Origin of the sequence: Paucibacter sp. JuS9 (genome assembly GCF_044043925.2) — a bacterium.
Classification (GTDB): domain Bacteria; phylum Pseudomonadota; class Gammaproteobacteria; order Burkholderiales; family Burkholderiaceae_C; genus JAUASW01.
Genome location: NZ_CP194172.1, coordinates 4,623,355 through 4,650,343, shown reverse-complemented (window position 1 = coordinate 4,650,343; position 26,989 = coordinate 4,623,355). Strand labels below are relative to the sequence as shown.

At 67.1% G+C, this 26,989-nt stretch carries 26 protein-coding genes and 1 pseudogene; 15 read left to right on the top strand and 12 right to left on the bottom strand.

The window, feature by feature from the left end:
• Positions 1 to 60 precede the first annotated feature (60 nt).
• Positions 61 to 699, top strand: a complete 639-nt coding sequence (locus ABT392_RS20705) for a YecA/YgfB family protein (protein WP_395384692.1) — start codon at positions 61 to 63, stop codon at positions 697 to 699.
• A gap of 10 nt (positions 700 to 709) precedes the next feature.
• Here the strand turns inward: ABT392_RS20705 and ABT392_RS20700 are convergent, their stop codons facing one another.
• From ABT392_RS20700 to ABT392_RS20690, 3 genes are all read right to left on the bottom strand, one after another.
• Positions 710 to 3,151 carry an alpha/beta hydrolase family protein gene (locus tag ABT392_RS20700; RefSeq protein WP_334277748.1) on the bottom strand — a complete coding sequence of 814 codons (2,442 nt, stop codon included), beginning with the start codon at positions 3,149 to 3,151 and terminating at the stop codon, positions 710 to 712.
• 74 nt (positions 3,152 to 3,225) lie between these two features.
• Positions 3,226 to 4,539, bottom strand: coding sequence for an Hsp70 family protein (locus ABT392_RS20695; RefSeq protein ID WP_395384693.1), 1,314 nt, complete (start codon positions 4,537 to 4,539; stop codon positions 3,226 to 3,228).
• Between the two features lie 64 nt (positions 4,540 to 4,603).
• Positions 4,604 to 5,917, bottom strand: a complete 1,314-nt coding sequence (locus tag ABT392_RS20690) for a D-amino acid dehydrogenase (RefSeq protein WP_395384694.1) — start codon at positions 5,915 to 5,917, stop codon at positions 4,604 to 4,606.
• Positions 5,918 to 6,060: 143 nt separating this feature from the next.
• On the opposite strand from ABT392_RS20690, the gene ABT392_RS20685 reads away from it, so the two are divergent.
• Positions 6,061 to 7,002: a LysR family transcriptional regulator ArgP gene (locus ABT392_RS20685; protein WP_334277751.1), complete on the top strand. Its 942-nt coding sequence runs from the start codon at positions 6,061 to 6,063 to the stop codon at positions 7,000 to 7,002.
• A 23-nt stretch (positions 7,003 to 7,025) separates the two neighbouring features.
• Here ABT392_RS20685 and ABT392_RS20680 read toward each other — a convergent pair whose 3' ends face one another.
• On the bottom strand, positions 7,026 to 7,199 hold the full coding sequence (locus ABT392_RS20680) for a hypothetical protein (RefSeq protein ID WP_334277752.1): 174 nt from the start codon (positions 7,197 to 7,199) through the stop codon (positions 7,026 to 7,028).
• A gap of 255 nt (positions 7,200 to 7,454) precedes the next feature.
• On the opposite strand from ABT392_RS20680, the gene ABT392_RS20675 reads away from it, so the two are divergent.
• Positions 7,455 to 7,670, top strand: a complete 216-nt coding sequence (locus tag ABT392_RS20675) for a hypothetical protein (protein WP_334277753.1) — start codon at positions 7,455 to 7,457, stop codon at positions 7,668 to 7,670.
• A 36-nt stretch (positions 7,671 to 7,706) separates the two neighbouring features.
• Here ABT392_RS20675 and ABT392_RS20670 read toward each other — a convergent pair whose 3' ends face one another.
• From ABT392_RS20670 to ABT392_RS20655, 4 genes are all read right to left on the bottom strand, one after another.
• Complete coding sequence (locus ABT392_RS20670; RefSeq protein WP_334277754.1) at positions 7,707 to 8,129, bottom strand: universal stress protein; 423 nt, start codon at positions 8,127 to 8,129, stop codon at positions 7,707 to 7,709.
• 64 nt (positions 8,130 to 8,193) lie between these two features.
• Positions 8,194 to 8,988, bottom strand: a complete 795-nt coding sequence (locus tag ABT392_RS20665) for a metallophosphoesterase (protein WP_395384695.1) — start codon at positions 8,986 to 8,988, stop codon at positions 8,194 to 8,196.
• A 6-nt stretch (positions 8,989 to 8,994) separates the two neighbouring features.
• Positions 8,995 to 9,732, bottom strand: coding sequence for a UPF0149 family protein (locus ABT392_RS20660; protein WP_395384696.1), 738 nt, complete (start codon positions 9,730 to 9,732; stop codon positions 8,995 to 8,997).
• Positions 9,729 to 10,679 carry a LysR family transcriptional regulator gene (locus tag ABT392_RS20655; RefSeq protein ID WP_395384697.1) on the bottom strand — a complete coding sequence of 317 codons (951 nt, stop codon included), beginning with the start codon at positions 10,677 to 10,679 and terminating at the stop codon, positions 9,729 to 9,731. The genes ABT392_RS20660 and ABT392_RS20655 overlap by 4 nt, the downstream gene beginning before the upstream one ends.
• A 124-nt stretch (positions 10,680 to 10,803) precedes the next feature.
• Between ABT392_RS20655 and ABT392_RS20650 the strand changes: the two genes are divergently transcribed.
• Positions 10,804 to 11,040, top strand: a complete 237-nt coding sequence (locus ABT392_RS20650; protein WP_395384698.1) for a hypothetical protein — start codon at positions 10,804 to 10,806, stop codon at positions 11,038 to 11,040.
• Positions 11,041 to 11,190: 150 nt separating this feature from the next.
• Here ABT392_RS20650 and ABT392_RS20645 read toward each other — a convergent pair whose 3' ends face one another.
• On the bottom strand, positions 11,191 to 13,083 hold the full coding sequence (locus ABT392_RS20645; RefSeq protein WP_395384699.1) for a phosphoenolpyruvate carboxykinase (GTP): 1,893 nt from the start codon (positions 13,081 to 13,083) through the stop codon (positions 11,191 to 11,193).
• Positions 13,084 to 13,472: 389 nt separating this feature from the next.
• Between ABT392_RS20645 and ABT392_RS20640 the strand changes: the two genes are divergently transcribed.
• A complete protein-coding gene (locus ABT392_RS20640) occupies positions 13,473 to 15,083 on the top strand; it encodes an MCP four helix bundle domain-containing protein (RefSeq protein WP_395384700.1) in 1,611 nt (536 codons plus the stop codon).
• Complete coding sequence (locus ABT392_RS20635) at positions 15,080 to 15,658, top strand: MOSC domain-containing protein (protein ID WP_395384701.1); 579 nt, start codon at positions 15,080 to 15,082, stop codon at positions 15,656 to 15,658. Before ABT392_RS20640 ends, ABT392_RS20635 begins: the two co-directional genes overlap by 4 nt.
• Here ABT392_RS20635 and ABT392_RS20630 read toward each other — a convergent pair.
• Positions 15,655 to 16,731, bottom strand: a complete 1,077-nt coding sequence (locus tag ABT392_RS20630) for an alkene reductase (protein WP_395384702.1) — start codon at positions 16,729 to 16,731, stop codon at positions 15,655 to 15,657. The genes ABT392_RS20635 and ABT392_RS20630 overlap by 4 nt on opposite strands.
• Before the next feature lie 92 nt (positions 16,732 to 16,823).
• Between ABT392_RS20630 and ABT392_RS20625 the strand changes: the two genes are divergently transcribed.
• The gene (locus tag ABT392_RS20625) at positions 16,824 to 17,960 is read left to right on the top strand and encodes a right-handed parallel beta-helix repeat-containing protein (protein ID WP_334277763.1); all 1,137 of its coding nucleotides are present in this window, start codon (positions 16,824 to 16,826) and stop codon (positions 17,958 to 17,960) included.
• 19 nt (positions 17,961 to 17,979) lie between these two features.
• The gene (locus tag ABT392_RS20620) at positions 17,980 to 18,834 is read left to right on the top strand and encodes a 23S rRNA (adenine(2030)-N(6))-methyltransferase RlmJ (RefSeq protein ID WP_334277765.1); all 855 of its coding nucleotides are present in this window, start codon (positions 17,980 to 17,982) and stop codon (positions 18,832 to 18,834) included.
• Between the two features lie 16 nt (positions 18,835 to 18,850).
• Here the strand turns inward: ABT392_RS20620 and ABT392_RS20615 are convergent, their stop codons facing one another.
• The gene (locus tag ABT392_RS20615) at positions 18,851 to 19,492 is read right to left on the bottom strand and encodes an NAD(P)-dependent oxidoreductase (RefSeq protein WP_334277978.1); all 642 of its coding nucleotides are present in this window, start codon (positions 19,490 to 19,492) and stop codon (positions 18,851 to 18,853) included.
• 110 nt (positions 19,493 to 19,602) lie between these two features.
• Here ABT392_RS20615 and ABT392_RS20610 point away from each other — a divergent pair, with 110 nt between their 5' ends.
• Genes ABT392_RS20610 through ABT392_RS20600 form a run of 3 tightly spaced genes read left to right on the top strand, consistent with a single transcriptional unit; the run spans position 19,603 to position 22,362 of the window.
• A complete protein-coding gene (locus ABT392_RS20610) occupies positions 19,603 to 20,502 on the top strand; it encodes a LysR family transcriptional regulator (protein WP_334277766.1) in 900 nt (299 codons plus the stop codon).
• Positions 20,499 to 21,644, top strand: coding sequence for a CaiB/BaiF CoA transferase family protein (locus ABT392_RS20605; protein WP_395384703.1), 1,146 nt, complete (start codon positions 20,499 to 20,501; stop codon positions 21,642 to 21,644). The genes ABT392_RS20610 and ABT392_RS20605 overlap by 4 nt, the downstream gene beginning before the upstream one ends.
• Before the next feature lie 43 nt (positions 21,645 to 21,687).
• Complete coding sequence (locus tag ABT392_RS20600; protein WP_334277768.1) at positions 21,688 to 22,362, top strand: CAAX prenyl protease-related protein; 675 nt, start codon at positions 21,688 to 21,690, stop codon at positions 22,360 to 22,362.
• A gap of 6 nt (positions 22,363 to 22,368) precedes the next feature.
• Here ABT392_RS20600 and ABT392_RS20595 read toward each other — a convergent pair whose 3' ends face one another.
• On the bottom strand, positions 22,369 to 23,121 hold the full coding sequence (locus ABT392_RS20595) for a helix-turn-helix domain-containing protein (RefSeq protein WP_334277769.1): 753 nt from the start codon (positions 23,119 to 23,121) through the stop codon (positions 22,369 to 22,371).
• A gap of 120 nt (positions 23,122 to 23,241) precedes the next feature.
• Here ABT392_RS20595 and ABT392_RS20590 point away from each other — a divergent pair, with 120 nt between their 5' ends.
• The 4 genes and pseudogenes from ABT392_RS20590 to ABT392_RS20575 form a co-directional block, all read left to right on the top strand.
• The gene (locus ABT392_RS20590; RefSeq protein ID WP_395384704.1) at positions 23,242 to 24,480 is read left to right on the top strand and encodes an amidohydrolase family protein; all 1,239 of its coding nucleotides are present in this window, start codon (positions 23,242 to 23,244) and stop codon (positions 24,478 to 24,480) included.
• A 111-nt stretch (positions 24,481 to 24,591) separates the two neighbouring features.
• The gene (locus tag ABT392_RS20585) at positions 24,592 to 25,005 is read left to right on the top strand and encodes a hypothetical protein (protein WP_395384705.1); all 414 of its coding nucleotides are present in this window, start codon (positions 24,592 to 24,594) and stop codon (positions 25,003 to 25,005) included.
• The gene (locus tag ABT392_RS20580; RefSeq protein ID WP_395384706.1) at positions 25,002 to 25,793 is read left to right on the top strand and encodes a DUF2145 domain-containing protein; all 792 of its coding nucleotides are present in this window, start codon (positions 25,002 to 25,004) and stop codon (positions 25,791 to 25,793) included. Before ABT392_RS20585 ends, ABT392_RS20580 begins: the two co-directional genes overlap by 4 nt.
• Positions 25,790 to 26,929: pseudogene (locus ABT392_RS20575) on the top strand (MFS transporter); the annotation flags it as partial. The gene ABT392_RS20580 and the pseudogene ABT392_RS20575, both read left to right, overlap by 4 nt.
• Between the last annotated feature and the right edge of the window lie 60 nt (positions 26,930 to 26,989).

The window sequence follows — 26,989 nt, the reverse complement described above, 5'->3', positions numbered from 1 at the left end:
AAAGGGCCCGCCAGGCCAGGCAAGCCGGCCGCAAAGCCTGCCAAGGCCGTCGCTGCCGGCTTGAGCGAAGCCGAGATGGAGCGCCTGCAGTCGCTGCTGGACAAGCTGCCCGCGCCGCTGGAGCCGCTGGACATCAGCATGCTGGACGGCTACCTCTGCGGCGTCCTGCTGCAGCCCAAGGCGGTGCCGGACGCGCAATGGCTGCCCGCCATCTTCGACAGCGAAGGCCGGCCCATTCCACCCGGGCTTGATCTTGCGCCGGCGAAGGGCCTGATCCTGCGACGCCACAAGGAACTGAACCAGGCGATCTCGCAGCGCCAATGGTTCGACCCCTGGGTGTTCGAGCTGGAGGAAGACGCCGACCCCTCCGAAGTGCTGATGCCCTGGGTCGCCGGCTTCTCGCTGGCCACGGAGCTGTTCCCGGCGCTGATGAAGCAGGACGGCGCGGAGCTGCTGGAGCCGTTGGCCATGCTCTACATGCACATCGATCCCGACGATCTCGAGGATGCCGACGAGCTGCTCGAGGAAATCGAATCGATGGAACCGCCGGCGGACCTGGAAGCGGCCGTCGAGAGCCTCGTCGTCGCGACCATGCTGCTGGCCGATGTGGCCCGACCGCAGAAAGATGGGAGCCAAATGAATACGGCGGCCCGCAGGCCGCCGCAGAGAAAGGGCCCGCCGGTACGCGGGCGCTACTGAGACGCGCTATTTACTTGGCGCTGCGCGGGTCGCTCGTCTGGCGCTTCATCCAGTCGCTCATCTCACGCAGCGTGTGGCCGATGGATTCACGGGCCGAGTAGCCGTGTGATTCATTGGGCAGCACCACGTAGCGGACATTGCCGCCCGTGCCTGCCAACGCCTGATACAGGCGCGCGCTCTGGATCGGGAAGGTGCCCGGGTTGTCATCGCTTTCACCGTGGATCAGCAGGATGGGCTCCTTCAGCTTGTCCGCATAGTTGAACGGCGACAGCTTCAGATAGACGTCCTGCGCCTCCCAGTAGGTGCGGCGCTCGCTCTGGAAGCCGAAGGGCGTCAGCGTGCGGTTGTAGGCGCCGCTGCGGGCAATGCCGGCCTTGAACAGGTCGGTGTGCGCCAGCAGGTTGGCCGTCATGAAGGCGCCGTAGCTGTGGCCGCCGACCACCATCTGCTTCGGGTCGCTCACGCCGAGCTCGTCGGCCTTCTGGATGATGGCCTTGGCGTTCGCTGTGATCTGCTCGACAAAACTGTCGTTGACCGTCTTTGGGTCGCCGACGATGGGCATGGTCGCGTCCATCAGCACCACGTAACCGTCCAGCGTCAGCATCAGCGGGCTGGCGCCGGAGAAGGTGGTGAAGCGGCTGGTGGAACCGCTGACCTGGCCGGCAGTGGAGGCATCGGTGAACTCCAGCGGATAGGCCCAGACAAAGGTCGGGCGGCGCTCGCCAGCCTTGTAGTCCGGCGGCAGGTAGAGCCAGAACGACAGCTCGACGCCGTCCGCACGCTTGTACTTGATCAGCTCGCGCTTGATGTTGCGCAGCTGCGGTGTCGGGTCGGTGTACTTGGTCAGCGCCTGCATCTGCTCGAATCCGGCGCCGCTTCGCAGCACGAGGTTGGGCGGCTCGGCGAAGGTCTCGCGGCTGGTGAGCACGCGGCCATCGGCCAGCAGCGTGATCGGGCGCTCGTAGTGCGTGAGGCCGGAGCGGAACAGGCGCGTGGCCTGGCCTTCCTTCAGGCTGTAGCTGTCGATGAAGGGCAGGTCGCCGTCCTTGCTGGCGCCCTGGCCCACGAAGATCAGCTTGTCGCCGCCCTCCACGCGAACGATGGCGCGGCCATTGGGCAGGATGCGGGTGAGCGGCTGGCCGGGGTCGCGGTAGCGGTCGCGCATGTCGCGGTCCTGCAGGCGCTGCGGCTTGGCGCTGCCGTCCAGCGACACCAGGTCGGCGGCGATCCAGCGGCGCTCGCGGTCCACGTCGCCGATGATGGCGCGATTGCCGCCTTCGACGAAGCTCATCCCCGAGAGGCGCCCCACCGTGCGATGCACTTCCTTGGCCTCGCCCTTGTAGGGCGCTTCCAGCTTCATCAGGCGGTCGCGGAAGGGCACCTTCTTCTTCTGGTCGCCACCGTCCAGGGCCTCGACCCAGTAGACGGCGCCGTCAAGCTGCGGCGAAGCCCAGAAGTTGCGCGGGCCGGTGATCACGCCTTCGACCGGCACGCTTTCCTTCAGCTTGATCTGGCCCAGGTCGCGCAGCAGCTTGCCACCGGCGTCGCGCAGCTCGACCTGGCGGGCGAAGTCGTTCCAGGTGACCTGGTAGCTGAATGGTGCGACCAGACGCTCGGAGATGAAGGCGCCCTGGGTGCCGACGGCTTCGAGGTTGGCGTACAGACCCGGTGTGCCGACCTCGTGCGAGGCACCGGTGCTCAGCTTGATGCGGCGCAGCGCCGAGGTGGCGTAGTAGGTGAACAGCGCGTCGTCCTGGCTGTTCTTCAAGAGGTCTTGCAGCGTGCGCTCGGGCGAGATGCGGCCCATCGATTCCTGGATGGTCGGGCCCGAGGGTGCTTCGAACACCGGTGCGGCGCCGCGCTTCTCGGGCACGGTCAGCGCAATGATTTCGTCGGCGCCGAGCCAGACCACCGAGGTCTCGAGCACCGTGTTGAGCTTGATGCCCTTGACCTGGCTAATCTTGGCCGTGGCCACATCGCCCAGCCACAGTTCGGTGGCGTTGGCAGTGCGGCGATTGAGCAGGAACCGCTTGCTGTCCGGCGACCAGCGCAGCTGGTAGAAAGTGCCGCCGGCCGGCAGCTTCACTTCACGCTCGGCGGCGGCCGGATTGGCCAGCTCACGCAGCTTGATCGACTCGATGTGCGGAATCAGCTGCACGCCGTTGGCAGCGATGTCGATGCGCTTGCCGGCCAGGCGCGCGATCGGGCGTGCCAGCTCGGCCACCTTGCGGCTGCGCTGCGTCTCGATGCTTGCCAGCGTGCGCTGATCGGGCGAGAGCATGTGGCCAGGCAGGCCCTTGGCGTCCAGCACGGCGCTGATCTCGGCCGAGGGTTGCTGGTAGACCTGCGATTCGGCTGCCAGCGCCGAGCTTGCGGGGCCGAAAGCCAGGGCTGTTGCCAAGGCCAGGGCCGACAGGGTCAGACGCTTGTTGCTGCTGCTCAAACTGCTCATCGCGCTCGTCTCTCGTGAAGTCGAAAAGCGAGCAATCTAGCAGAGCCGGCCGCGCGGCGCGCGTGCCGAAGGCTTCAGTGCGCAAACAGGCGTGCGGCGTGCAGACCCAGGCCCGTGGCCACCGAGGCGAACCGGTCGCCGCGCACTTGCTGGGCGGCCGGGTAGTCGGCGGCAATGCGCTCGGCCAGCAGGCGCAGGCCGGTGGAACCACCGGTGAAATAGAGCGCGTCGATCTGCTCGGGCTTGAGGCCTGCCTGAGCCACGGTGTCGCGGCCGGCGGCCACGATGCGGCCGATGTCGGCATCCAGCGAAGCCACGGCCGTCGCCTCGCTCAGGCGCACTTCGAGGCCGTTCTCGATCAGGCCGAGGTCGATCAATGCGTCGCCACCGCCCGAGACCTCGATCTTGGCGCCCTCGGCGCGCGCCGCCAGCTCGTGGCCGAGCCGTTCTTCGACCACGGTCATCAGCCGCTGATGCTGCTGCACATCGGCATAGAAACTGCGCATGCTGCGCAGTTCAGCAACCCGCCCGGGGCTGTAGACGGTGTTGATCAAGTGCCAGGTGGCGAGGTCGAAATAGACGCCGCTGGGCACTTCGCGGGCCGAGCCATCCGGGCGCACCGGACCCAGGGAGCGGTAGCCGAACTCGCGCAGGACGCTGGCCAGCTCGATGTGGCGGTCGAAGTCGGTGCCGGCGATGTGCACACCGTGGTTGGCCAGGATGTCGTCGCGACGGTCCAGGCGCTGCATGCGATCGGGGCCCACGCGCACGACCGAGAAGTCCGAAGTACCGCCACCGATGTCGGCCACCAGCACGATGCGTTCGCGGTCGATCTGGCTCTCGTAGTCGAAGGCCGCGGCAATCGGCTCGAACTGGAAATGCACTTCATCGAAACCCACGGCATGAGCCGCCGCTTCCAGCGAGCTCTGCGCTGCGGCGTCGCGCTCCGGTTCACCGTCCACGAAAAACACCGGACGGCCCAGCACCAGCTTGTTCAGGGCGCCGGTCGCACCATCGGCCAGCGCGCGGTTGCGCAAGCGCTTCAGGTAGCCGGAGAGGATGTCGCTGTACTTGGCGCCACGGCCGCCGCCGACGTCGGTCGTCTGGTCGATCAGACCGGATCCGAGGATGCTCTTCATCGAGCGCATCAGGCGCCCGTCGATGCCGTCCACATAGGCCGCCACGGCGGCGCGGCCAAAGGCGCGCGGCGGGCCGTCGGCGTCGTGCCGGCCTTCGGCGTAATAGAAGACCGCCGTCGGCATGGTCTTGTGGCCCGGCTCCAGCTCGACGAGGCGCATGGCTCGCGCACCCGATTCAGGCTCGGGAATGGCCACGGCCGAGTTGGAGGTGCCGAAGTCGATGGCACAGAAGGACGGAGAACTGCTCATGGCGGGCCGGACGAACGAGGGGCGCGGATTGTAGGCCCGCGCCGATTTTTCCCGCCTGCTGTCCTCAGGCGTGGGCCATGCTCCGGATAGCCTTGGCCGGCATCGCGTCGCCATAGAAGCCGAAGTCGATGTCCGGGCGGCGGCCTGCCATCAGCTCCGCCAGGGCGTGGCCGGAGCCGGCGCCATGAGTCCAGCCCAGCGTGCCATGCCCGGCATTGATCCAGAGGTTGCCGGCCTTCTTGCTCTTGCCGATGTAGGGGATGTTGGTCGGCGTGCTGGGGCGCAGGCCGGTCCAGTAATTGCGCTCGGACAAGTCAGCCACCCCGGGGAACAGCTCTTCATAGCGGTTCACCAGGGCGTCGCAACGCACCTTGGCGGTGGCACTGTCGAGGTTGAGGTCGAAGCCGCTGAGCTCGGCCGTGCCCGCGATGCGGATCGTGTCTCCGAGGCGCGAGATGGCGATCTTGCGGGTGTCGTCCAGCAGGCTGACCACGCTGGCTTGGTCGGGCTTCTTGAGCTTCAAGGTGGCCGAGTAGCCCTTGGCAGGATAGATGGCGAGGTACTCGCCCAGCGGCTTCAGCAGGGCCGGCGTGTAGCTGGCCATGGCGGTGACGAAGGCATCGCCCTTGAGGCTCAGAGCCTGGCCGGTCCGGCGGGAGCTGATCTGCACCGACTCGATCTTGCCGCCGCTCTGCTGCAGGGCGATCACGTCATGGCCGTAGAGGAAGGTGGCGCCGCGCTCGGCGCACAGCCGGGCCAGCTTCTGCGTGAACACCCGGGCATCGCCCGATTCGTCGCTGGGCGTGAAGGTGCCACCGAAGACCTGCCCGCCGAAGGCCGCCAGGGCCGGCTCGACCTTCAGGACTTCATCGTGGTTCAGCACACGCCGGTCCACGCCATGGCGGCGCATGATCTCGCAGGCGGCCACGCCGGCTTCGAAGTCGGCCTGGCTGGAGAAGAAGTGCAGGATGCCGCGCTCCAGGCGCTCGTACTCGATGCCGGTCTGCGCCACCAGCGACTTCAGGGACTCATGGCTGTAGCGGCCCAGCTGCACCAGGCTCTCGACATTGCGCTCGAAAGCGGAAGTGGTGCATTGCGTCAGGAAGGACAGGCCCCAACGCCATTGCGCCGGGTCCATGCGCGGGCGGAACAGGAGGGGCGAATCGTCGCGCAAGAGCCACTTGGCCACCTTGAACGGCGCGCCGGCATTGGCCCAGGGCTCGCAGAAGCTGACCGAGATCTGTGCGCCATTGGCAAAGCTGGTTTCCAGCGCCGCTTCAATCTGGCGGTCGACCACCACCACCTCATGGCCCTGCTCGAGCAGATACCAGGCGGTGCTGATGCCGATGATGCCGGCTCCGAGAACGACGACTTTCATGCCAACTCCTGCAGCCCGGAGGCCTTTTTAATCCCAAGCGAGGGCCGCGTCCATCACGGCGGGCGGCGAAGCGCGGATTGTCGGGAGCGGCCTCTCAAACAAGAAGCGGGATTCATATTTGTAGCGGTACATTAGTTGCACTTATGAAAGACCTGGACTCCGCCGGCCTCGATTGCCTGGCCGCCCTGGCTGACGAGCGCAGCTTCGAGCGCGCGGCCGAGCGGCTTTCCATCACGCAGAGCGCCGTCTCCCAGCGCCTGCGCAGCCTGGAAGCCCAGGTCGGCCAGCTCCTCGTGGTGCGCTCACGCCCATTGCGGCTGACGGAGGGCGGCAAGATCCTCTTGCGCTTCGCCCGCCAATTGCAGGCCCTGCGCAGCGATGTGGTGCGGGAGCTGGGCGAGCGTGCGGCTCCGCATGAGCGCATCGCGATTGCCGTCAATGCCGACAGCCTGGCCACCTGGGTGCTGCCGGCACTGGACCCGCTGGTACAGCGCGGCCTGGAGGAAGGCTTCGGCCTGGAGCTGGTGGTGGACGACCAGGATTTCACCCACGACTGGCTGCGCCAGGGCGAGGTGCTCGGCTGCGTCAGCACGGTCAAGCAGGCCTTGCGTGGCTGCGTGGTGCAGCCGCTGGGCGTGATGCGCTACGTTGCCGTGGCCAGCCCCGACTTCGTCAAGAACCACCTGGGCGGCGAGCTCAACGCCGGCAACTTCGCCCACCAGCCCTTCCTGGTGTTCAATCGCAAGGACGACGCGCAGGCACTCTGGGTCAGCAAGGCACTGGGCGTGCGCAAGCCGCGGTTGAGAGAACGCTTCGTGCCCTCCAGCGAGGCCTATACCCGGGCGGTCTGCCTCGGCTGGGGAATAGGCGTGACCAGTGAGCTGCTGGTTCGGCCCTTCATCAAGAGCGGCGCCCTGGTGGCGCTGCAACCGCAGACCAGCGTGGACGTGGCCTTGTACTGGCACCAATGGAAGCTTGAAGCCCAGGCGCTGGGCGCGCCGGGCCGGGTGGCCTTGCTGGATCAGATCGGGGCGGCTCTTGCCGCCGGGGCTCGCAGCGCGCTGGGCAAGCGCCAGCCGGGCTGAAGTTCAGGTCGGCTCAGTGCCGGTCAGCGCATCGGGACCGAGGCGGCCAGGGCCGGGGCCTGTGCCGCCACCAGCATCAGCTTGCTGGCGGCGGGGATTGCCGGGATCTGCGAGGTCTGGTGGGCCAGCCACATGACGGACATCACCACCGACGTGACGATGGTGCGGGACAGCCAGATGAGCAAACGCTGATTCATGATGGGAAAGCTTAGGTGGCGCCGAGCGCTTGGGACAGCCTCCAGAAGTGGGAATTGGCCTGCCAGCCGAACCCGACTTTGTTGCCCGGTGGCCGCACGCAGTAGAGCGCTCACTTGTTACAGGACATGTGTCCTTGTGTTTCCGTTTGTGCCCGCGTGAGTTTTTCCCAACTGCAGCCACTTCGGCACTCAGTTTGGGGGGTACGACAGGCCCAGGAGCGCGCACACTTCGTTCAGCAGCCGATGAGGTTCGTCATGAGATTCGCTCCCTCCCTCCGTTTCTTCCGCAAGACTCCCGCGCCGGTCATCGAACATGACCCGGCCGACCTGGGCACTGCTTTCGGCATGGAGGCCAGCCTGGAAGGCGAGGACCCGAATCAGCGCAGCACCTCGAGCTATGCACTCGAATCCGAGCGCTCGGGTGCCGACAGCGAATCGCCGCTGGCCTGGCTCTCACGTCCGCGCTCCTGAGCCCTCTCGAGGCAGCTCAAGCGTTTTTCTGCGGCATCAGCGCACCAGCACGACCGGTACGCCGCACTGCGCCATCACCTTGGTGGCGACAGAGCCCAGCACCAGGTTTCCCAGGCTGCCGTGGCCATGTGAGCCCAGCATCAAGAGATCGAATTTCCCTTTCTCCGCCAGGGCCGCAATGGCATCGGCCGCCGGGCCGACCTTGGTGAGGAAGTTGGCGGCAATCTTCTGCTTGGCAAAGAAGCTGCGCACCGGCTTCAGCACTTTTTCCGCCTCGTCGTCGTAATAGCCCTTCAGCGTCTCCTTGTCGAACATGGCTGCCGCCCGCGACGGCACAGCCGGGACGACATGCAAGACCGTGTACTCGTGGGCCGGGCCCAGCCATTCGTCATGCGCGGCCAGATAGGCCAGCATGCGTTTGCTGTAGTCGCTGCCATCAACGGCTGCCAGGATTTTCATCAGCTGCTCCTCGGTCGATATAGATCTTCACAGTCTGGCATGGGCGCGCCATGCCGGCTTGTTCTCAAGCAGGGACAGGCTCAAAAACTTCGATCACGCGCTGGCCCTGCCAGCCCTCGGCCTCGCCCTTGTGACGATGGCCGCGCGCATTGCAAACCACGCGGGTGCTACCCGCCGCATGCGCGAACCGATAGTCGTGCCGGCAATGCAGGTGGCCATGCAGCCACAAGCGCGCCTGCGGCAGCAGCGCTTCATCGTTGTTGCAGAAGCTGGCCGTGCCGGGCTGGCGCCCATAGCGCGGGTCGCAGCTGCGCAGGCTGGGCGCGAAATGCGTGACGACCACGGTCGCGTCCCAATCGGCGCCCTGCTCTGGCTGACTCAGCTGCGCTGCCAGCCAGGCTCGGCAACGCAGACCCTCCTCGCGCACGGCCAGCGCATCAAAAGGCTGGCCCTCGCGGGTGGCTGCCATCACGCGCTGGAAATAGCCGGCCGCGCGCAAGGCCCGGTCGCGCTCGCGCTCGCCGAAGAGATCGAAGTCGGTCCAGCGCGTGCTGCCGATGAAGCGCACGCGCCGGCCTTCTTCGTCCTTGAGCACCAGGCTCGCGGCGTCGAGCATCAGGAAGCCGAGATCGTCCGAGAGGCTTTGCAGGCCCAGGCGTGCTTCATCGACATCGCGCCGGTCGTACTCATGGTTGCCGGGCACGAAAAGCACCGGCACTGGCCAATCGCGGAAATGCCGCAGACCGGCCCAGCCGCTGTCCACGTCGCCGGCCAGCACCAGAAACTCAGCCCCAGGCGCCGGCTCGGCGTCGAAGGCCTCGGTCTCCAAATGCAGGTCAGAGAGCAGCTGCAGCCGCACAGCGCTTCAATTGCTGCCGTGGCACTGCTTGTACTTGCGGCCCGAGCCGCAAGGGCAAGGATCGTTGCGGCCGACCTTGGGGCCTTCGCGCTGGATCGTCTCCACGCGATAGCGCTCGGCCTCGGTCAGGTCGCAGAGGTCGGCCACCGTCACCACCATCTCCTCGATCGCATCGTCCAGGCCCTTGAGCGGATGCTCGCGGTCCAGCGTGGCGATGATTTCCTTCTCCTCGTCGGTCTCGGCCGGCAGGTGGCGGTACAGGCGTGCCAGCGCGGCCATCACGGCGTCGTCCGGCATGTCGGACAGCTCGGGGAAGCAGAGCTGCGCATGCTGGAAACCGGCCACCCAGGGCAGCAGCGTGCGCGAGATCGGGCTCATCGCGGCCACTTCCGGGTCGTCTTGCGGGTCCGGCGCTTCGCTTTCATCGAGGTCCAGCACGACCGGGTCGAACCAGCCGTCTTCCACCAGCTGGCGGTTCAGCGCAGCATGGCGGCGCTCCACCAGTTCGCGCACGCGGCCGAGCCAAACCTGGTCGACATCCTCGGGCAGCAAGCCCCCATCGTAGTCAAAGATGTTGGGCATCCATTCGTCGACCGGGATCAGCCGCGGCTGCACCAGCACGCCGCAGAGATAGCCGTCGAGCATGGAGGCGTCCAGCGCTTGCAGCGGCTCCGGCGTGGTGGCCAGCATTTCGTCGAGTTCAGCGAACTCGGCGTCGGTCAGATCGGTGGCATTGGTGCTCATACGGTGATTGTCGCCGCTTCGGCGGCCTTGCAGGCCGCCACCACTTGCCCGCGCATCCAGCGCTGCTCGCTGCGGGCCTCGTTGCGCAGGTGCCAGAGCATGTCGACATGGACCGGCGTCAGCGGCATCGGCAGCCGCCGCTCGGTGAGTTGCTGGCGGTAGCCAGTGGCTTCCACAAAGGAGGCTGGCAAGACGGTCAGCAGGTCCGACTGGGCCACGATGCGCCCGGCAGTGAAGAACTGGTTGACCGTCAACTCGATGCGCCGGCTGCGGTGCAGGGCCGCCAGCGCCTCGTCAACAAAGCCATGGGGCCGCCCCGAGAAACTGACCAGCAGGTGACGGGCGGCGCAATAGACGTCCAGCGTCAGCGGCTGGGCGGCGAGCGGGTGGTCGCGGCGCATCACGCAGACGTATTCACTGTTGTAGAGCCGGTGCTGGCGGATCGATGCGGCATGGCCCTGGGCCTGCAAGGCGGCGACGGCATTGGGGAAAAAGCCCAAGGCCATGTCGGCATCGCCCTGCTCGAGCAACGCTCGCGGATCTCGCGTGGTCAGGGGCAGCACATGGACCTGCGCCTGAGCGCCGGCCGCCTCCAGCTGGCGCACCAGCGGCGGCAGGACCAGGGCGGCGGTCGCGTCGGCCATCGCCATGCGGAAGGTGGAGGGCTGCTGCTGGGGGTCGAACTCGCCCGGGTCCAGCAACTGCTGCAGCCTGCCCAGCGCCTCACGCACCTCCGGCCACAAGGCTTCGGCACGGGGGCTGGGCTTCATGCCAAAGGCCTGGCGGCTGAACAGCTCCTCGCCCATGGATTCCCGCAGCCGCTTGATCGCATGGCTGACCGCCGGCTGGGTCATGGCCAGGCGTTCGGCGGCTCGGGTGAGGTTGCGCTCGGCCATCACGGCATCGAACACGCGCAGGAGGTTCAGATCCAGTGTGCGGAAATTCACGATTCGCCCTTGAAATCAGGATTGCGAATATCTTAGATCCGAAACATTCATTAGACGCATTCCTAGGGTTTACCCAGAATCGCGGCATTGGCTCCACGAGAGTCTGTCACTGGAGGAACCCGCCATGAGCATTGCAACTCAAACCTACGGCCTGCCCCTGGGTCGCCAAATCGCCCACGGCGGCTCGTTCGCCTCGATCGGCGCCCGCATCTGGCTGCGCCTGTTGGCCTCGATCCAGGCCCGCCTGGAAACCGCCGCCGCCGTCCGTGCCGAGCGCGAACTGCTGGCCCTGGCCGCCCAGTACGAGAGCAGCATGCCCTCGTTCGCCGCCGAGCTGCGCGCGGCGCACGCACGGAAATAAGCCCACCCCCGAGGCGCTGCGCACCTCCCCCTCAAGGGGCGCGCTCAACGACCCGGCAAAGCCGGATCAGTGAGCGCCGCTTGAAGGCCCCAGCAAAAAGCCCGCTCGGTGAGCGGGCTTTTGCATTGGGAATGAGGCGAAGCCCCACGCTCACAGGCCGGCGAGCCGCCCTTCGATCTTCGCCTTGGTCGCTGGCAGCGCAGCCGGCAGGCCCTGAGCCAGTTGCTGGAACAACTGCTCGTGCAAACCCAGCTCGGCCAGCCAGGCCGCCTTGTCGATGCTGGTGACCTGATCGAACTGCTCGCGGCTGAAGGCGAGGCCTTGCCAGTTGATGTCTTCGTAGTTCGGCGTCACACCGAACACATGCTCCTCGCCATGGCCCTGGCCTTCGACACGGTCCAGCATCCACTTCAGCACGCGCATGTTCTCGCCGTAGCCGGGCCAGACGAACTTGCCGTCCGGGCCCTTGCGGAACCAGTTGACGCAGAAGATCTTGGGCAGCTTGGCGCCGGAGGCCTCGAGCTTGGCACCCAGATCCAGCCAGTGCTGGAAGTAGTCGGCCATGTTGTAGCCCATGAAGGGCAGCATGGCGAAGGGGTCGCGGCGCACCACACCCTGCTGGCCGGCGGCCGCAGCGGTGGTTTCCGAGCCCATGGTCGCAGCCATGTAGACGCCTTCGACCCAGTCGCGCGCCTCGGTTACCAGCGGCACCGTGGTGGAGCGACGGCCGCCGAAGATGAAGGCATCGATGGCCACGCCGGAAGGGTTGTCCCATTCGCTGTCCAGCGCCGGATTGTTGGTGGCGGCCACGGTGAAGCGTGCGTTCGGGTGCGAGGCCTTGGCACCGGTTTCCTTGGCAAGCGCCGGCGTCCAGTCCTTGCCCTGCCAGTCGATCAGGTGGGCCGGCGGGGTGTCGGTCATGCCTTCCCACCAGACATCGCCATCGTCGGTCAGCGCGACGTTGGTGAAGATCACGTCCTTGCCGAGGCTGGCCATGCAGTTGGCATTGGTCAGCGAGTTCGTGCCCGGCGCGACGCCGAAATAGCCGGCTTCCGGGTTGATCGCGTAGAGGCGCCCGTCGCTGTGCGGCTTGATCCAGGCGATGTCGTCGCCGATGGTCGTGACCTTCCAGCCAGCGAAGGCCTGGGGGGCGATCAGCATGGCGAAGTTGGTCTTGCCGCAGGCGCTGGGGAAGGCGGCGGCCACGTGGTACTTCTTGCCGGCCGGCGAGGTGACGCCCAGGATCAGCATGTGCTCGGCCAGCCAGCCTGGGCTACCGGAGGGCCCTTCAGAAGCTTGACGGCCCATGCAGGAGGCGATGCGCAGGGCCAGGCACTTCTTGCCCAGCAGCGCATTGCCGCCGTAACCCGAACCATAGGACCAGATTTCGCGGGTCTCGGGATAGTGGACGATGTACTTGGTGGCGTTGCAGGGCCAGGCCACATCCTTCTGGCCGGCTTGTAGCGGTGCGCCCACGGTGTGGACACAGGGCACGAAATTGCCGTCTTCACCGAGCAGCTCGATCACGGCGCGGCCCATGCGGGTCATGATGCGCATGTTGACAGCCACATAAGGACTGTCGGAGAGCTCGACGCCAATCTGCGCGATCGGTGAGCCCAGCGGGCCCATGCTGAAGGGCACGACGTAGAGCGTGCGGCCGCGCATGGAGCCACGGAACAGCGCCGTATCACCGGTCTGCAGCAGCTGGCGCATCTCGGCCGGCGCCATCCAGTTGTTGGTCGGGCCGGCGTCTTCCTTCTTCTCGGAGCAGATGAAGGTGCGATCTTCGACGCGGGCCACATCGCTCGGGTCCGAGCAGGCGAGGAAGCTGCCGGGGCGCAGTGCAGGATTGAGCTTCTTGAAGGTGCCCGCCTCGACCAGCTTGGCGCAAAGCCGGTCGTACTCGGCCTGGCTGCCGTCGCACCAGTAGAGGTCGCGCGCTTCGGTCAGCGCGGCAATCTCGGCCACCCAGGCCAGGAGGCGCTGGTGCTTCAAGTAGGCCGGTGCGTTCAGGCGCAGGCCTTCCATCACGGGTTGGTTCATGGTTGTACCCATCCAATTCAAGATTAAAAAAGCAGGATTGGGTCAACCTCGGCAGGCGCTTCACCCACAGGGCGAAGGCTGGGCCGGGGCTGGCCCAATGCCGCTCGTCTCATCGCCCAAGGATTACAAGACCGGGACAGGCAAACAGCGGTGAACCAGAGGTCGGGGCGATAGCCGCTCCTCCTATGCCAGGCCATGGTGGGGCCCGGTCTGCCGATTGTCGGCGCAATGTAACCATGCCGTAACCTCCCGCACCCCCGGGGTCATGCAATTCCGGAATAAGTTCATGCGCATACCGGCCGGCACGGTGCGAGGCTCGAACCCGGCCTGTGATCGGTACACAATCAATCGGCCTTCCCAGTCCTCTTGCATACCAGCCCTCACCCTCCATGAGCTCCACCAAGCCCTCGAAACTGCGCCAGCGCTTGCTGTTGCTGATCGGGCTGGTGCTCTTGCTGATGGCAGCCACTGGTGTGCTGACGCTGCGACAGCTGAGCAGCGTGTCGCAAAGTGTGGAGTCGCTCTACAAGGACCGTCTGCTGCCGGTCGAGCAGTTGCGCCGCGTCGCCCAGACCTTTCAGACCGACCTGCCGATGATGGTCGGCCAGTTGCGCGACGGCCGCCTGTCCCTGCCATTGGCGCGCCAGCAGCTGGAGCGGGCCGAGCAGGCGGCGCGCCGCAGCTGGAGCGACTACCTCGAGACCTACCTGGTCGAGGCGGAAAAGCGTCTGATCCAGCGCACCGAGCCTGAGCTGCAACGCGGCCATGCGGCGATTGCCCGGCTGCGGCTGTTGCTGCAGCAAGGCCAGCTGGACAGCCTGACTTCGGCTTACAGCACCGATCTGCGCAACGAAACCGAGCCCTTGCTGAGCCTCCTCAACGAGCTGATCGACGTGCAGTTGCAGATCGGGCGGCGCGAGGCGGAGGACAGCAACAAGGCCTTCGGCGAAGCCGTGCTCTGGGTCTCGCTGATGGTGCTGCTGACCGCTGCGTTGGGCCTGGCCCTGGCCTGGTCGGTGCTGCAAAGCCATCAGCAGGAACAGAGTGAGTCCCTGGCCAGCGAGGCGCGCTTGCAGCGCTTCTACATGGCACTGTCGCAGACCAACCAGCTGATCGTGCGCAAGCCCGAGTCCGCACAGCAGCTTTATGAGGCGCTGTGCCGTATCTGCGTGGAGACTGGCCACGCCAAGCTGGCGATGGTGGTCGAGCAGGTCGAGGGCGGGCAGTACGAACGCACGGCCTGCTTCGGCCCGCTCGAGCGCCTGATGCCAGGTGCCCCCAAGCGTTGGAGCGCCGACGCGCCCTATGCACTGGCCGCGCTCAGCAGCGAGGCCATTGGCACGGGCGAACACGCCATCAGCAACCGGGCAATTGCCGAGAACCGCACGGCCGTGGGCGGTGTGATTCCGCCTGGCGTTGAAGCGATGGCGGCGTTTCCGCTGCGCCGCAATGGCCAGGTGGTCGGCGCGCTGAGCCTGCTGGCCGGCGAGCTCGACTTCTTTGACCACGCGATGCTGACCCTGCTGGACGAGATGGCCGGCGATGTCTCGTTCGCCCTCGACAACCTGGAGCGCGACCGGGTCCTGCTGGAAAGCCTGAGCAAGGTGCAGGCCGAACGGGCCTTGTTCGAGCTGCTGTTCAATGCCTCGTCGGTGTCCGCTGCGCTGATCCGCATCGCCGACGGCACGGTGATGGAAATCAACGAGCAGCTGTGCCGCTACTACGGCATTGCGCGCGCCGAACTGCTGGGCCGGCGTCCGGGCGACCTCGGCGTGGGCATGAGCGAGGCGGACAGAAGCCGCCTCTATGGCGAAATCAAGGCACGGGGCCAGGTGCGCAATATGGAGATCGCGCTGCGCAGCCGCGACGGCCGCCAGCGTCGCCTGCTTGTCAGCGGCGATCTGATCGACTATCGCGGCGAGCCCTGCGCATTGGCCTCGGCCGTCGATGTCACCGAGCTGCGCGGCGAGCAGCAGAGCCGGCAGTCGCAACAGCAATGAGCCTGCACCTGCTCAGCCTCAATACCGCCCGGGTCCAGGCCCTGGCCACGCCGCAAGGCGAAGTCCGCAGCGGCATTGCCAAGCGTGGCCGCGACGGCGCGGTAGCCGTGGGTACGCTGGGCCTGGAGGGCGACGAGCAAGCCGACCTCACGGTGCACGGCGGGCCGGCCAAGGCGATCTATGCCTACGCCAGCGAGCACTACGCCTTCTGGCAGACGGTGCGCGCCCAGGCCGGCGTGTCCGAATGGGGCCAGGTCTTGCCCTGGGGCAGCCTGGGCGAGAACCTGACGCTGTCCGGCCTCCTGGAGAACGAGGTCTGGATTGGCGACCGGCTGGTCTTCCCCGACTGCGAGCTGATCGTCAGCGAGCCGCGCTATCCCTGCTTCAAGTTCAATGCGGTGATGGGCTTCAACCAGGCCGCCAAGCTGATGACACAGAGCGCCTGGTGCGGCTTCTACCTGGCCGTGGCGCGCGCGGGCACGCTGTCAACCGGCCAGCCGTTCGAGTTGCTCGCCGGCCCGCGCGAAGTGGGCATCGTCGAGCTGTTCAAGGCGCGCACCCGGCGCGCAACCTAGGCCGCCAGCGTCGGATAGTCCGTATAGCCAGCCGGACCGCCGCCATAGAGCGTGGCCCGGTCGAGCGGCTGCAGCGGCGCATTCAGACGCAATCGGCGCACCAGGTCCGGGTTGGAGATGAAGTCGCGGCCGAAGGAAATCGCGTCGGCCTGCCCTTCAGCCACGGCCTTCAGCGCCATCTCGCGGGTGTAGCCGTTGTTGGCAATCCAGGCGCCGCCGAAGCGCTGGCGCATCGCCTGGTAGTCGAAGGGCGCCACGTCGCGAGCGCCGCCGGTCTGGCCTTCGATGATGTGCAGGAAGGCCAGCTTCAGCGGCGCCAACTGCTCGGCCACATGGTTGAAGAGGGCTTGTGCCTCGCTGTCCTGGCCGGCGTCGTTCACCGGCGTCACCGGCGACAGGCGCAGCCCGGTGCGGCCCGGGCCGATGGCGGCGACGATGGCGGTCATCAGCTCGACCAGCAGCCGAGCGCGGTTCTCGATCGGGCCGCCATAGCGGTCCGTCCGGTCATTGATGCTGTCGCGCAGGAACTGGTCGATCAGGTAGCCATTGGCACCATGAACCTCGACGGCATCGAAGCCGGCCTCCATCGCGCAGTGCGCGGCATGGACGAAGCCGGCAATCACGCCCGGAATTTCTTCGGTGGCCAGCGCACGGGGTGCCGACAGCGGCAGCAGGCCATCATTGGTGAAGGTCTTGCCGTTCGCCGGCTTGCTCGTGGAAGAAACCGGCGCCGCGCCATTTGGCTGGAACACCTGGTGCGAGACCCGGCCCACATGCCAGAGCTGCACCGCGATCTTGCCGCCTTCGGCATGCACGGCGTCGGTCACCTGCCTCCAGGCGGCAACCTGCTCGGGCGTGTGGATGCCCGGTGTGTCCAGGTAACCCTGGCCCGCGGCCACCACCTGCGCGCCTTCGCTGATGATCAAGCCGGCGCTGGCGCGCTGGCGGTAGTACTCGACCGCCATGTCGCCCGGCAAGAGGCCGCGCGAGCGGCTGCGGGTCAGGGGCGCCATCACAATGCGGTTGGCGAGTTGCAGATCACCGATCTGGACCGGATCGAAAAGACTGGGCATGGGCTATGTCAGGAAGCGTGAGAAGAAGAGACGCAGCGTACCGGCAAGTGGCTGGCGCTGCAGCCCCGTCGGCGACAGCCGCAGGCCCTGCAGTGGCTCATCAATGCTTGCTGCAAGCCGGCGGCAAAGCTGCTAGCCAGCGCCGGGCGCTGCTCGCCGGCCTGGCAGCGCTGGCGCTGCCTGTGCAGACTACGCTGGCGCTGCCGGCGCAGGCCACCAGGCCCGACTTGCGCGTCGGCCCGAATGAGAGGGTGCGCACCTTGGCCGAGGCCGCACGGCTGGCTCGCGATGGCTGGCTGATCGAGGTGGCCGCCGGTGACTACCGGGCCGATGTGGCCAGCTGGCGGCGCGATGGCTTGCGACTGCGCGCGGTCGGCGGCCGGGTGCGCTTGATTGCCGATGGTGCGCATGCCGAGGGCAAGGCGCTCTTCGTCATCAATGGCCGCGGCGTGGAGGTCGAAGGCTTTGATTTCAGCGGTGCGACCGTGCCCGACCGCAACGGCGCCGGCATCCGCTTCGAAAGCGGCTCGCTGACCTTGCGCGATTGCAGCTTCAGCGATTGCGAATGTGGCCTGATGAGCAGCAATGACGGCGCAGCACGCCTGGTCGTGGAAGACTGCGACTTCGGCCGGCCTCGGCCGGCCCAGGCCTTCACCCACCTGCTCTACGCCGGCCGCATCGCCCAGCTGGAGGTGCGCGGCTGCAACTTCCACGACGGGCACCACGGCCATCTCCTGAAGAGCCGGGCGGCGCAAAGCCGGGTTGAATACAACCGCTTCGCCAGCGGACGCGCCAGCTACGAGCTGGAGTTTCCCAATGGCGGGCAGGTGTGCGTGCTTGGCAACGTGATCGAGCAGGGCCGCGACAGCGAGAACCCGCTGATGCTGTCCTATGGCGTCGAGGGCTGGGCCTGGCCGCGCAACGAACTGGACCTGGTGCACAACACCTGGATCGACCGACTGGGCGGCTCCGTCCTGCGCGTCAGTGGCGGTGGGCAGACCCGCGTGCGGGCCTTCAACAACCTGCTGCTGGGACGCCGACCCTGGCGCGACGAGCCCGGCTGGCAGGCTGCCAGCAACCAGTGGGCGAGGCTCGAGGTCGTACCGTCCCTTGAGCCGCCCGCACCCCTGCCGCCCGAGCTGATGCCCACCCACCAGGCTGCCGAGCCCCGCGGCCGGCGGCGCCTCGGTGGCCCGGCCCGGCGCGTGGGCGCCCTGCAAGAGCCCTGAGCGGCGACAATGCGGGCCTATGCTCGCCTACCGACACGCCTTCCACGCCGGCAATCATGCCGATGTCCTCAAGCACCTGGTCCTGGTCCAGGTACTTCGCTACATGGCGGAAAAGGACAAGGCCTACACCCTGGTGGACACCCATGCCGGCGCCGGCGGCTATTCGATCGAAGGCCGCTATGCGCAGAAGAAGGGCGAGTACAGCGGCGGTGTCGCCCGGCTCTACGACGCCAAAGACCTGCCCGAGCCCCTGAAGCCCTACATCGAGCTGGTCAAGGAATTCAACCCCGACGGCCAGTTGCGCCAATACCCGGGCTCGCCGGCGCTGGCCAATCTCCTGATGCGTGAACAGGACCGGCTGCGCGTATTCGAGCTGCACCCGACCGACTACCGCATCCTCGCGAGCTACCTCTCGACACGGCCCAACACGCAGGTGTCCGACAAGGACGGCTTCAGCTCGCTGAAGGGCGAGCTGCCGCCGCCCTCGCGCCGTGCCGTGGTCTTGATGGACCCGTCCTACGAGCTCAAGAGCGACTACGCCAAGGTGCTGGCCACCATGCGCGAGGGCCTGCAGAAGTTCCCGGACACCGTGTTCCTGATCTGGTATCCGCAGCTCGCCCTGCTTGAATCCACCCAGCTCGCCCAGCGCCTCAAGGCCAGCGCCGACACGCTGGCCAAGAAGGGCTGGCTGCATGTGCGCCTGACCGTCACGCAGCCTGACGAAAAAGGCTTCGGCATGCTGGGCAGCGGCATGTTTGTGGTCAACCCGCCGTTCACCCTGCACGACCAGCTCAAGGACAGCCTGCCCTGGCTGGTCGACAAGCTCGGCCAGTACGACGGCGCGAACTTCGTGCTGGAACAGCGGGTCGCCTGAGCGGCCTCAGCTTGCCTCAGTAGGCGGCCGTGAAGCGGCGCTGGATGTGCTTGGGCGCTTCCAGCTCGTCGACGATGGCGACCGCCAGGTCGGCGACGCTGAGGTTCGATTCACCGGCAGCATCGACCACCAGCTCCTCGCCACCCAGGCGATAGCTGCCGCGGCGTTCGCCGGGCACCAGGTGGGCGGCGGGCGAGACAAAGCTCCAGTCCAGGTCCTTCTCTTGGCGAATGCGGTTCAGCGCTTCGCGGGCTGCCAGCGCGCCCGGCTTCCATTGCGCCGGGAATTCCGGCGTGTCGACCAGCTGCACACCCGGCGCGATGAACAGGCTGCCGGCGCCGCCAACCACGACCAGGCGCTTGACGCCGGCCTGCTTGGTGCCGGCCGTGATCGAGTCTGAACCACGCAGGAACTCGTCATGCAGGTCCGGGTTGGTCCAGCCGGGGTTGTAGGCGCTGACCACGGCGTCCGCGCCACGCACCGCGGCGGCCACGGCATCCGGGTTCAGGACATCGGCCTGGGCCACATTCAAGCCTTGCTGGGCAGCGATCTTGGCTGGCGTGCGAGCCAGGGCCGTGACCTGGTGACCACGGGCCAGCAGTTCGCTGAGGATGGCGCTGCCAACGAAACCGGTGGAACCGATGAGGGCGATCTTCATGATGATTTCCTTGCCCTTGAACGGGCCCTTGTTGCGATGGGTGAACTGTAGAAACTTCACAATCACTGCAGAAGTCCTCAGAATTGGCCATCACTCTTTAGACAAACTTCATGCTGGACCAGTTAAAGCGCATGGCCGTGCTGGCCACCGTCGTCGAGCAGGGCAGCTTTGTGGCGGCCGCCCGGCAACTCAAGACCACCACCTCGGCGGTGAGCCAGCAGGTGCGCTCGCTGGAGCGCGACATGGGCGTGACGCTCTTGCACCGCTCCACGCGCAAGCTTTCCCTGACACCCGCCGGCGCGCGTTTCCATGAAGGCTGCGCCGCCATGCTGGCTGCGGCTCGGGGCGCGCAGGAGCGCCTGCTGCAAATGCGTGATGCGCCGGAGGGCGAGCTGCGCGTGGCGGCGCCGGTGGGGTTTGCACGCCACGTCGGGCCCGCTTTGGCGCCCCTGCTCGCTGCCAACCCAGCCCTGAGCCTGCACCTGGAAGTGGAAGACGGCTTCACCGACCTGATTGCCAAGCGCATCGACCTGGCAATCCGCTTCGGTCGCCTGCCCGACAGCCCCTGGGTGGCGCAACGCATAGGCGCTCAGCCGGTGGCGCTGTATGCCGCGCCCAGCTATCTGGCGCGGCGCGGTGTGCCGGCCAGCTTGAGCGACCTGAGCCAGCATGACTGGCTCGTGCTGCGCTCCAGCACCGAGGGCGTGCAGATGCTGGACCTGCAGCAGGAGGCAGCGCAGCAGCAATTGCGCATCAGTCCGCGCGCCAGCAGCAACAACCAGCTGAGCCTGCAGCAGCTGTGCGAATCGGGCCTGGGCCTGGCGATGTTGGGCACCGACGACGTGCGCGAATCCCGCGAAGCGGGCCGCCTGCTGCCGCTGATGCCTGGCGTACAGCTGCCGGCCCTGCCCATCTACGCCCTGGCACCGCAGCGCGACGCTCAGCCGGCCAAGGTCCGGCATGCGATCCAGGCCTTGAAGACCCATCTCGCTTCGATACTTCCACCATGACCGAGAACCCGCTCAAGAACGGCCCGCTCACCGGCATCAAGGTGCTGGAGCTGGGGCAATTGATCGCCGGCCCCTTTGCCGGCAAGACCCTGGCCGACTTCGGCGCCGAGGTGATCAAGGTGGAGCCGCCCGAGGGCGACCCCTTGCGCCAGTGGCGGATGCTGCATGAGGGCACCAGCGTCTGGTGGCAGGTGCAGAGCCGCAACAAGCAGAGCATCACGCTGGACCTGCGTAGCGAGGAAGACCGCCAGGTCGCCCGCCGGCTCGCCGCCGAGGCCGATGTCCTGATCGAGAACTTCCGCCCCGGCCTGATGGAGGACTGGGGCCTGGGCTTTGATGCGCTGGCCGCCCTGAACCCTCGGCTGATCATGCTGCGCATCAGTGGCTACGGCCAGACCGGCCCCTATCGCGACCGCCCCGGCTTCGCCGTCGTGGCCGAGGCCATGGGTGGCTTGCGGCATCTGATGGGCGAGCCGGGTCGTGTGCCGGTGCGCGCCGGCGTGAGCCTCGGCGACACGCTGGCTGCGCTGCACGGCGTGATCGGCGTGCTGCTGGCCCTGCAGGCCCGCGCAACGACGGGCCGCGGCCAGATGGTCGACGTGGCGTTGTACGAATCGGTCTTCAACTGCATGGAATCCTTGCTGCCCGAATACAGCGCCTTCGGTGCGGTGCGCGAGCCGGCGGGCTCCGCCCTGCCCGGAATCGCGCCCAGCAATGCCTACCGCTGCGCCGACGGCCAGGTCGTCATCGGCGGCAATGGCGATTCGATCTTCAAACGCCTGATGACGGCCATCGGCCGCGACGACCTCGGGCAGGACGCTGGCCTCGCTGGCAATGCCGGCCGCGCCGGGCGCGTGGACGAGCTGGACGCCGCCATCACCGCCTGGACCGTGCAGCGCAAGGTGGCCGACGTGGTCGAGACATTGCAGCAAGCACGCGTGCCCGTGGGCCGCATCTACACCGCCCGTGACATCGCCGAAGACCCGCACTACCGCGCCCGGCAGATGATAGAAACGATCACGACGGTCGCCGGCCTGCGGCTCGAGGTGCCCGGCATCTGCCCCAAGCTCAGCGACACGCCCGGCGCGATCCGCTCGCTGGCGCCCGCGCTGGGTGAGCACAACGGGCATCTCAAGCGCTGATGCTAGGCTGCGGGCCACCACCGATCAGCCCACCGTCGCGACGATGATGAACATCCAACCCGCCGCCCTCGCCCGCTGCCTGCCCTTCGCCGTCTTCATGGCCTTGCTGGGCCTGCGCGGCATGCTGCCCGAAGGCCTGCCTGGCCTGGACCCGCGCTGGATCTATGGAGCGGGCGTTCTCGTCGTTGGCGGCCTGCTCCTGCACTACCGGCGCGAATACGGCGAGCTCAGCCGGCAGAACCTGCCTTCGATGCGCGAAGCCTGGCTGAGTGTGGCGACCGGCTTGGTCGTCTTCGCCTTGTGGATACACCTCGATGCGCCGGCACTGCAACTCGGCACGCCCACCGCCAGCTTTGTGCCGCTGGATGGCAGCGGCGGCCTGATCTGGCCTTTGGTGGCCGCCCGACTGATCGGCGCGGCCCTGCTGGTGCCAGTGATGGAAGAGCTGTTCTGGCGCAGCTTCCTGATGCGCTGGATCGAGCGGCCGCAGTTTCAGGCCGTGGAGCCTGCACGCGTGGGCATCAAGGCCCTCGTGCTCTCGACCTTCATCTTCATGCTGGCCCACACGCTGTGGCTGGCCGCCATCCTGGCCGGCCTGGCCTATGCGCTGCTCTACATCCGCACCGGCAAGCTATGGACCGCCGTGATTGCCCATGCAGTAACCAATGGCGCCTTGGGCCTGTGGGTGATCAAGACCGGGCAGTGGCAGTTCTGGTGAAAACCTTCAGCGGCGCAGCTTCGCATCGCGCTGCAGATACCTGAAGCGCTCGAAGAGCCAGGAGCGCATGCCCATCACCAGGGTGTAGGAGCGCTTCTCGCCTTCGGGCAGCTTCTGGTCGAGCAGGTGCTGGCGGGCAAAGTCTTCGGCCACGCGCTGCAAGCGCTCCGACAGTTCGCGCGCCTGGCCGTGGCTCAGCTGGCCATGCACCAGCATCAGCAGTTCGCCGTCGCCGTCAAAGCCGCCCGAGAAGTAGTCGCTGATCACCTCTTCGCGGAAGAACTGCATCACCGGCCCCTGCGCGCGCCACCGGAAGGTCTTGGCCAGCTTCAGCTTGTAGCGGTTCAGGGGCCGCAGCTCGATGACACCGAGCCGGTCCAGCTGCGCCAGGTAGCGCGTGGCCTCCGCCTCGCTGATCGCATAGCTGGCAACGACCTGCTCCAGGCTCCACTGGCTCAGGCAGCAGATCGCCAGCAGCAGCAGCCTGGGGTCGGCCACCACGGCCTTCTCCTGCGCCAGCGTCAGCTCGCGGCGCAAGGGCTCGGCGGCCGCGACCTTGCGCGAGAGCTCGGCAAAGTCGGTCTTCAAGGCGCGGCAGATCTCGTCCACGCGCGACAGCGGCATCTCGCCGCCGCTGGCGAACATGCGCTTGACGCTGGATTCCGACAGGCCCAGTTCGGCCGCCAGCTGCGCATAGCTGAGGCCGGCCGTCTTCAACTCGGCCTTGATCAGCTCGACCAGGGTTTGGGTGCTTGGCATGGCAGGACGGTAGCGTAAAACGATACCGCCGGCCTCGGTGTTTGCTACAGCGCAGAAAGAGCGGCTGCCAGCGCAGGCCTTGCGGCGAGCATCGCGTCCCAGCCAAGGAGCGAAGACGAGATGCAAGAGCGAAGACGCCATCTGCTGTGCTGCGGCGGCGCTGCGGCGGCCGGCCTGTTCAGCGCGCTGAGCAGTGCAGCCCGCGCCGGCAACCTGATCAACCCCTGCCGCGGCGCGCTGCCTGCGCAACTGCGCGAGCACCCGCTGATGCAGCGCTGCTGGCAGGGCATTGACGCGACGCAGCTCTGGGACGTGCATGCCCACCTGCTGGGCACCGGCGACTCGGGCTCGGGTTGCCGCATCGATGCGCGGATGACGCAGTGGTGGCATCCGATGGAAAGCGTGCGGCGCAAAGTCATCCTGGCCGGCGCCTGCGTGCCTGCCGATGCGCCCAGCGTCGACAAGGCGTATCTGCAGCGCCTGCAACAGCTGGCTGCCGATTTCCCGCAGGGCGCCCGCTGGATGCTCTATGCCTTCGACGAGGCACTCGACGAGACAAGCTGCCCGCGCCCCGAATGGACCAGCTTCCATGTGCCCGACCGCTATGCCGCTGCGGTGGCGGCAGCCACACCGCAGCGCTTTGCCTGGGTCTGCTCGGTCCATCCCTACCGTGAAGATGCGCTGGCCCGCCTCGACGCCGCCATCCAGGCCGGCGCGGTGGCCCTGAAGTGGCTGCCCAGCAGCATGAACATCGACCTGCGCGATGCCCGCCTGCGGCCCTTCTACGACCGGCTCGCGCAAGCGCGCCTGCCCTTGATCATCCATTGCGGCGAAGAGAGGGCCGTGCCCGGTGCCGGCCGCAGCGAGCTCGGCAACCCGCTGCTCGCGCGGCTGCCCTTGTCGCACGGCGTGCGGGTGATCATGGCGCACTGCGCCTCGCTGGGCGATGCGCTGGACCTGGACCAGGCCCGGCCGCGCCTGGTCAGCGCCTTCTCGCTGTTTGACCGGCTGATGGACGAACCGGCCTGGAAGGATTTGCTGCTGGGCGACGTATCGGCCCTGTTCCAGTTCAACCGGCGGCCCGAGGTCTGGCAGACCGTGCTGAAGCGCCAGGACTGGCATGCGCGCCTGCTGCACGGATCGGACTATCCCCTGCCCGGCGTCGGCCCGCTGTACCGGCTCGGTGGCCTGGTGAGCGCCGGCCTGCTCGCCGAGGCCGACCGGTCGCCGCTGGAGCGGCTGCGCGAACACAACCCGCTGCTCTTCGACCTGGCGCTCAAGCGGGTGGTTCGCTGGCAGGGTCAGTCCTTGCTGCCGCAGGTCTTCGCCACGCGCCGCCACTTTGCGTCGGTAGCGTGACGCGCTGGCCAAGATGCTGCGCGATGCGCACGAAGCCGACCTGCTGGAAGGCCGCGGCCGCCGCGAGCAGCGCGAGTTCACTGAAACAGCCTGATGGATGGAGATGAAGCGATGAAGAAACGTCTGGCACTGATACCGCTGAGCCTGTGCCTGCTGCTCGGCAGCGCTGCGCAAGCCCAGTCGATGGCAGCCTCGGAGCTGAGCGCGGTGTCGATGCTGCCGGTGGCGGTGTCGGTGGCAGCGCCCGCTGTCGTGCTGTCGGCCGGCATGGCGCTGACCGTGGTGGCCATCGAGTCCACGGCGCGAGGCACGGTGTGGTTGCTGGAGCGGGCCTCGGACGGCGCTCGCATCAGCTTGCAGGTGTCTGGCCAGCTGGTCGCGGGCGTCGTGATGTCCACCGGCGTGGTGGTCACCGTGGGCCTGATCGGCAGCGGCCATGTACTGTCGGCCGCAGGCAAGGCCATCGCCTTCATACCGAACGAGATTGGCGCCTCGCTGCTCTACAACGAGCGCGTCAGCAAGTGAAAGCCTGGCGCTCCGCCCTGCTGCTCCCGGTGCTGGCCGCCGGCCTGGCGCAAGCGGGCCGGCCTTGCGAGGAGCAGCCTCTCAGCGTTCAGCAGGTCGAGCGCGGCATGAACCTGGCGCAGGCCACCGCCGCCCAGCTGGACGCCAGCGGCGCGCAAGTGGTGCTGCTGGCCCGCGCCGGCCAGGACCTGGGCAAGTACGGGCTGCAGTGGTCGCATGTGGGCTTCGCCTACCGCGACCCTGAAGCCCGCGCCTGGCGAGTTCTGCACAAGCTCAACCATTGCGACACGGCGAACGCGGCCCTCTACCGCCAGGGTCTGGGCGAGTTCTTCATGGACCGGCCTGTTCGCTATGAAGCAGCGTACTCGGTCCTGCAGCCCGAGCTGCAGGCGGCCCTGCTGCCGCTGCTGCGCGACAACGGGCGCGCAGTGCGGCTTGATGAGCCGCGCTACAGCATGCTGTCCTATGCCTGGGGCACGCGCTATCAGCAGAGCAATCAATGGGCGCTGGAGACGCTGGCCCTGGCCGCCTCACCCGGCGTGGCTGGCCGCCGCGAGGCACAAGCCTGGCTGCGCTCACGCGACTACCAGCCGACCGACCTGCGCCTGTCCACCTTCACGCGACTGGGCGCACGCATCAGCATGGCCAACGTGGCCTTCGACGACCATCCGGCTGACAAGCGCTTCAGCGGCCACATCGAAACCATCACCGCCGACTCCATGTTCAACTGGCTGGCCCGCAGCGGCCTGGGCCGACCGAACCAGATGATCAAGCTTGGAACACCATGAGCCATCAAGAACACAGCAGCCAGTTCGCGCTTCTTGCCCAGCGCCGTTTCGCACCCTTCTTCTGGACGCAGTTCCTCGGCGCGGCAAATGACAACCTCTTCAAGTTCGCGTTCACCGTGCTGGTGACCTACCAACTGAGCCTGGACTGGCTGCCGCGGGCGCAGGCCGGCCTGGTGATCGGTGCGCTCTTCATCCTGCCCTATGTGCTGTTCTCGGCCACCAGCGGCCAGCTGGCAGACAAGTACGACAAGACGCGGCTGATCCGCTTCATCAAGTCGCTCGAGATCGCCATCATGGTGATTGCCGCCTGGGGCTTCTTCACGGTGAACGTGCCGGCGCTGCTCGGCTGCGTGCTGCTGCTGGGCCTGCACTCCACGCTGTTCGGCCCGGTCAAGTACGCCTACCTGCCGCAGCAGCTCAGCGAACGCGAGCTGACCGGCGGCAACGGCATGGTCGAGATGGGCACCTTCGTCGCCATCCTCCTGGGCAATGTGGCGGGCGGCATCCTGATCGCCACGCCGCAGGTCGGGCCGCAGCATGTGGCCATCGCCTGCCTGGGCTTGGCCGTGCTGGGGCGCCTGACGGCGCAGGTCATTCCGATGAGCCCGGCAGCCGACCCCTCATTGCAGATCAATTGGAACCCGGTCACGGAGACCTGGCGCAACCTGAAGCTGGCCCATCAGCAACTGGCCGTGTTCCGCTCGCTGCTGGGCATTTCCTGGATGTGGTTCTTCGGCGCGGTCTTCCTCTCCAACTTTCCTTCGTTTGCCAAGGACGTGCTGCATGGCAACGAGCAGGTCGCATCACTCTTGCTGGTGGTGTTCTCGGTGGGCATCGGCGTGGGCTCGCTGCTGTGCGAGCTGATGTCGCGTCGGCATGTCGAGATCGGCCTGGTGCCGCTGGGCGCCATCGGCATGAGCATCTTTGCCATCGACCTGTACTTCGCCTCGCGCAGCCTGCCGCCGGCCGACAGCCTGACGATCGCGCAGTTCATGGCCCAGGCCGCACATTGGCGCGTGCTGGCGGACCTGTGCCTGGTGGCCCTGTTCGCCGGGCTCTACAGCGTGCCGATGTACGCCTTGATACAGCTGCGCGCCCAGCCCTCGCACCGCGCCCGCATCATCGCGGCCAACAACACGGCCTTAAGTCGGGTGAATTTGTTCATGAAATTGAACTTGAATTGGCTGTTGGGAGGG

What these genes read in the sequence shown, in the direction of transcription:
- ABT392_RS20700 (WP_334277748.1), bottom strand. Translation starts at nt 3,151, where the DNA reads ATGAGCAGTTTGAGCAGCAGCAACAAGCGTCTGACCCTGTCGGCCCTG.
- ABT392_RS20590 (WP_395384704.1), top strand. Translation starts at nt 23,242, where the DNA reads ATGCAAGAGCGAAGACGCCATCTGCTGTGCTGCGGCGGCGCTGCGGCG.
- ABT392_RS20680 (WP_334277752.1), bottom strand. Translation starts at nt 7,199, where the DNA reads ATGAATCAGCGTTTGCTCATCTGGCTGTCCCGCACCATCGTCACGTCG.
- ABT392_RS20675 (WP_334277753.1), top strand. Translation starts at nt 7,455, where the DNA reads ATGAGATTCGCTCCCTCCCTCCGTTTCTTCCGCAAGACTCCCGCGCCG.
- ABT392_RS20660 (WP_395384696.1), bottom strand. Translation starts at nt 9,732, where the DNA reads ATGAGCACCAATGCCACCGATCTGACCGACGCCGAGTTCGCTGAACTC.
- ABT392_RS20685 (WP_334277751.1), top strand. Translation starts at nt 6,061, where the DNA reads ATGAAAGACCTGGACTCCGCCGGCCTCGATTGCCTGGCCGCCCTGGCT.
- ABT392_RS20620 (WP_334277765.1), top strand. Translation starts at nt 17,980, where the DNA reads ATGCTCGCCTACCGACACGCCTTCCACGCCGGCAATCATGCCGATGTC.
- ABT392_RS20650 (WP_395384698.1), top strand. Translation starts at nt 10,804, where the DNA reads ATGAGCATTGCAACTCAAACCTACGGCCTGCCCCTGGGTCGCCAAATC.
- ABT392_RS20635 (WP_395384701.1), top strand. Translation starts at nt 15,080, where the DNA reads ATGAGCCTGCACCTGCTCAGCCTCAATACCGCCCGGGTCCAGGCCCTG.
- ABT392_RS20630 (WP_395384702.1), bottom strand. Translation starts at nt 16,731, where the DNA reads ATGCCCAGTCTTTTCGATCCGGTCCAGATCGGTGATCTGCAACTCGCC.
- ABT392_RS20670 (WP_334277754.1), bottom strand. Translation starts at nt 8,129, where the DNA reads ATGAAAATCCTGGCAGCCGTTGATGGCAGCGACTACAGCAAACGCATG.
- ABT392_RS20695 (WP_395384693.1), bottom strand. Translation starts at nt 4,539, where the DNA reads ATGAGCAGTTCTCCGTCCTTCTGTGCCATCGACTTCGGCACCTCCAAC.
- ABT392_RS20645 (WP_395384699.1), bottom strand. Translation starts at nt 13,083, where the DNA reads ATGAACCAACCCGTGATGGAAGGCCTGCGCCTGAACGCACCGGCCTAC.
- ABT392_RS20595 (WP_334277769.1), bottom strand. Translation starts at nt 23,121, where the DNA reads ATGCCAAGCACCCAAACCCTGGTCGAGCTGATCAAGGCCGAGTTGAAG.
- ABT392_RS20690 (WP_395384694.1), bottom strand. Translation starts at nt 5,917, where the DNA reads ATGAAAGTCGTCGTTCTCGGAGCCGGCATCATCGGCATCAGCACCGCC.
- ABT392_RS20640 (WP_395384700.1), top strand. Translation starts at nt 13,473, where the DNA reads ATGAGCTCCACCAAGCCCTCGAAACTGCGCCAGCGCTTGCTGTTGCTG.
- ABT392_RS20600 (WP_334277768.1), top strand. Translation starts at nt 21,688, where the DNA reads ATGATGAACATCCAACCCGCCGCCCTCGCCCGCTGCCTGCCCTTCGCC.
- ABT392_RS20610 (WP_334277766.1), top strand. Translation starts at nt 19,603, where the DNA reads ATGCTGGACCAGTTAAAGCGCATGGCCGTGCTGGCCACCGTCGTCGAG.
- ABT392_RS20585 (WP_395384705.1), top strand. Translation starts at nt 24,592, where the DNA reads ATGAAGAAACGTCTGGCACTGATACCGCTGAGCCTGTGCCTGCTGCTC.
- ABT392_RS20605 (WP_395384703.1), top strand. Translation starts at nt 20,499, where the DNA reads ATGACCGAGAACCCGCTCAAGAACGGCCCGCTCACCGGCATCAAGGTG.
- ABT392_RS20615 (WP_334277978.1), bottom strand. Translation starts at nt 19,492, where the DNA reads ATGAAGATCGCCCTCATCGGTTCCACCGGTTTCGTTGGCAGCGCCATC.